Raw genomic sequence first — 4,194 nt, 5'->3', positions numbered from 1 at the left:
GCTCTTACAATGCGCACAGGCTGGAGGTACAATGGGTTCGAAGTTCCATGGAAGTGATTGTACTCTCATTTGGGTGGTTACTCGGTGGGCCTGTTTTTATAGGAACATTATTATTTTGTTTTGGCATTGGATCAGTAGTAGGGTTCACGATGCCACAATGTCAGCGAATCGTCGATATTTTGATAGAAAGAGGGTCAAGAAATGAAAATTTCAACCAAGGGACGCTACGGACTCACCATCATGATGGCATTAGCTAAAAAATCAGGTGAAGGTCCGGTTTCATTAAAGTCAATAGCAAAGGAATATAACTTATCTGAGCATTATCTTGAGCAGCTTATTTCGCCGCTTCGAAATGCAATGTTAGTGAAAAGTGTACGTGGGGCGTATGGYGGCTATATGCTTTCAAAGGATGCAAAAGAGATTACAGCCGGAGACATTATTCGCGTGCTAGAAGGGCCGATTAGTCCTGTTGAGGTCATGGATGATGAGGAGCCAGCAAAACGTGATCTATGGATTAAAATTCGTGATGCAGTAAAAGATGTACTTGATAACACGACATTGGATGATCTGGCGAATTATGAAGACAAAGGCAAACAAGAATATTATATGTTCTACATTTAACAAATAAAGAAGGTGATCAACGATGGAGTCTATCTATCTTGACCATGCAGCAACGTCGCCTATCGACCCTCGTGTGGTTGATGCGATGTTGCCGTATTATTATGAGCATTTTGGAAATCCGTCAAGCATTCATCATATCGGACGTGCTGCACGTCAAGCAGTTGATGAAGCCCGCCAAACAATGGCTGAACTTCTTCATACTAAGGCGAATCAGCTTACGATTACGAGTGGGGGAACGGAAGCTGATAATATGGCGATTCTAGGCTATGCTACTGGGCATGAAGCTAAAGGAAAACATATTATTACAACAATGATTGAGCATCATGCGGTCGGACACGCTTGCATGGAATTAGAACAACGTGGTTTTGAAGTGACGTATTTACCAGTTGATGAGGCAGGGAAAGTTCATCCGGCAGCAGTTGAGAGTGCACTGCGTGAGGATACGATTCTTGTAACGATTATGTATGGAAACAATGAAGTAGGAACGATTCAGCCAATTGTTGAAATTGGTGAATTGTTACGTGATCATCAAGCTGTGTTTCATACAGATGCGGTTCAAGCTTGCGGTTCTGTGGAATTRCAGCTTGATAAACTTCCTGTAGATATGGTGTCCTTATCCGCTCACAAAATCAATGGTCCAAAAGGAATTGGCCTTTTATATACGAAAAAAGGAATCACCTTAAAACCGTTATTATTTGGGGGAGAACAAGAGCGTAAGCGAAGAGCTGGTACGGAAAATGTAGCAGCTATTGTTGGCTTTAGTAAAGCGTTGGAACTAACGCTAGAAACTGCCAGCGAAAAACGTGAGCGTTATCTTCGCTATTCACGTGTCTTTTTTGATACATTTACAAACATGAATATAAGCTTTGTGATTAATGGAGACCAAATTGATCGTTTGCCGCATATTTTAAATGTGAGTTTTCCAGGAATTCAAGTAGAGGCACTGCTCGTTGCACTTGATATGGCAGAGATTGCAGCCTCAAGTGGCTCCGCATGTACAGCAGGTTCGCTAGAGCCATCACATGTGTTGCAGGCTATGTACGGGGAGAAAGGTCAGGAGCGAGTCAACTCCGCTGTGCGTTTTAGCTTCGGTATAACCAACACAGACGAGGAAATAGACTATGCTGCAAACGAAATAGCGAAAATTGTGAAGAGGCTCCAAGATCAACAAGCATTCATAAGCTAGGAGCATTAGGTGGTGGAAAAGATGAAGAAAAGACCAGAAGATACAAAGGTCGTTGTCGGGATGAGTGGTGGAGTTGATTCATCTGTGACAGCTCTTGTTTTAAAAGAACAAGGCTATGATGTAATCGGGATCTTCATGAAAAACTGGGATGATACAGATGAAAGTGGTTTCTGTACAGCTACAGAGGATTATGAGGATGTAATCCGTGTATGTAATCAAATTGGCATTCCATATTATGCCGTTAATTTTGAAAAGCAATATTGGGATAAAGTGTTCACTTATTTCCTTGAAGAATATAAAGCAGGTCGCACGCCAAACCCAGATGTGATGTGCAACAAAGAAATTAAGTTTAAAGCATTTTTAAATCATGCGATGGCTCTAGGTGCTGATTATGTCGCAACTGGGCATTACGCACGTGTTGAAGAAGTAGATGGTGAATTCAAATTGTTACGTGGAATCGATAACAATAAGGATCAAACCTACTTCCTCAATGCCTTATCTCAGCAGCAACTTTCGAAAACGATGTTTCCAATTGGCCATATGCCGAAAAAAGAAGTCCGAGAAAAGGCACTCGCAGCTGATCTTGCTACGGCAAAGAAAAAAGATAGCACAGGGATCTGCTTTATTGGGGAGCGTAACTTTAAAGACTTTCTCAGTGAGTTTTTACCAGCGCAACCAGGTGAGATGCAGACACTTGATGGCGAAGTGAAAGGCAAGCATGACGGGTTAATGTATTACACATTGGGCCAACGTCAAGGTCTTGGAATTGGTGGAGCTGGAGAGCCTTGGTTTGTTATTGATAAAGACCTTGAGCGTAATGTATTACTAGTTGGACAAGGGTTCCATCATAAAGGCCTTTATTCAGAAGGGCTAGAGGCGATTAAGATGAATTGGATTTCATCRAATCACCCGACTGAAGAATTTCGTTGTACTGCTAAATTCCGTTACCGTCAAGAAGACCAAGGGGTTACGGTTATTCCTAAAAGTGATGGAAGCGTCCTTGTGAAGTTTGACGAGCCAGAACGTGCCATCACTCCAGGACAAGCAGTTGTCTTTTACGATGGAGACGTCTGCATGGGCGGGGGAACGATCGATCGCGTGATTAAAAAGTGGGAAAATGCCTAATTGGTATTTTCCCTTTTTCTCTGTGTGTAAGAGTGAGATAATAAATGCAATGAAAAGGTATGGAGAGGACGTGCAAGCATGAGTTGGAATGAAAAAGGAATTGCCTATATGAATGAGCAAAATTATGAGGAGGCAGCTAAAGCCTTTAATGCAGCAATTGAAGAAAACCCCAAAGACGCTACAGCGTTTATTAACTTTGGCAATTTACTCGGAGCAGTCGATGAGAAYGAGCGAGCGCTAATTTTCTTTGATAAAGCGATTGCTCTTGATGAAGAGGCGGGTACAGCTTATTACGGAGCAGGAACAATTTATTTTAAGCAGGATCAATTTGAAGAAGCGGCGAAAATGTTTAAGCAAGCACTTGTTCATAAGCTAGAAGAAGCGGATGTGTTTTTTATGCTTGGTATGAGTTATTACCAGCTTGGAGCCCTTCCACACGCAATGGCTAATTTTAAACGGGCGGTAGAGCTAAATGATGCAGATATTGATGCTCGCTTCCAATATGGATTATGCTTGGCACAAACTGAACAAATTGACGAAGCTGTAAACGAACTTGAACGAGTTGTAGAAGATGCGCCTAATCATGCGGATGCGTATTTTAATCTTGGCGTAGCGTATGCATACAAAGAAGAAGCAAAAAAAGCGCTTGGGGCGTTTGAAGAGGCATTACGTATCCAACCAGATCATGCGCTTGCAGCAAATGGTAAGAAGACGGTAGAACAAGCCTTGCAATAAGGGTGATAAATGATGACGGATGAACAGCTAACTCTTGCAGAAGAGAATGGAATAGAGCGAGGCTATATTAAAGGTGAGGTATTGCACCTTGTATTTCGTAATGAAGAAAATGCGTACACAGTTGCCCTAGTACGTGTCGATGAGACAAATGAGGAATTAAAAGATAAAAAAATAGCGGTAGTAGGGATCCTCCCTCAGCTAGATGTAGCCGAGACCTTTTTATTTTTTGGAACCGTAATAGAGCACCCTCGATTCGGAAAGCAGTACCAAATTGATCAATTCAGGCGTGATCTGCCACAAACAAAAAGCGGGATTATTCTATATTTAGCAAGTGATCGTTTTCCTGGGATCGGCAAAAAAACAGCTGAAGCCATTGTTGATACATTAGGAGAGCGGGCGATTACACGGATCGTAGAGGATCGTGCTGTTTTAAAAGTGGTACCAAAGCTCTCAAAAGAAAAAGCGGATCAATTGTATCAACAGCTTGTTGACCAACAAGGGGTCGAGCAAGTGTTGATGACGCTCTC

5 protein-coding genes and 1 pseudogene are annotated in these 4,194 nt (G+C 42.2%); all 6 read left to right on the top strand.

Annotation, left to right across the window (positions count from 1 at the left end):
- Window positions 1-257: pseudogene (locus tag AB685_RS31930) on the top strand (YitT family protein); the annotation flags it as partial.
- Entirely contained in the window at window positions 202-621 is a 420-nt protein-coding gene (locus tag AB685_RS27430) for an Rrf2 family transcriptional regulator (RefSeq protein ID WP_047973769.1), read from the top strand. The pseudogene AB685_RS31930 and the gene AB685_RS27430, both read left to right, overlap by 56 nt.
- Window positions 622-643: 22 nt before the next feature.
- Window positions 644-1,807 (top strand): cysteine desulfurase family protein, encoded by a 1,164-nt coding sequence (locus tag AB685_RS27425; protein ID WP_047973768.1) that lies wholly within the window; start codon window positions 644-646, stop codon window positions 1,805-1,807.
- Window positions 1,808-1,828: 21 nt separating this feature from the next.
- Window positions 1,829-2,932 (top strand): tRNA 2-thiouridine(34) synthase MnmA, encoded by a 1,104-nt coding sequence (gene mnmA / locus AB685_RS27420; protein ID WP_047973767.1) that lies wholly within the window; start codon window positions 1,829-1,831, stop codon window positions 2,930-2,932.
- 78 nt (window positions 2,933-3,010) lie between these two features.
- Complete coding sequence (locus AB685_RS27415; RefSeq protein ID WP_047973766.1) at window positions 3,011-3,667, top strand: tetratricopeptide repeat protein; 657 nt, start codon at window positions 3,011-3,013, stop codon at window positions 3,665-3,667.
- Between the two features lie 9 nt (window positions 3,668-3,676).
- Window positions 3,677-4,194 (top strand): ATP-dependent RecD-like DNA helicase (locus AB685_RS27410; RefSeq protein ID WP_241773398.1); only part of this gene is annotated, 518 nt, incomplete at its 3' end.

This window comes from Bacillus sp. LL01, assembly GCF_001037965.1.
This window is presented reverse-complemented; position numbering and strand designations above follow the sequence as displayed.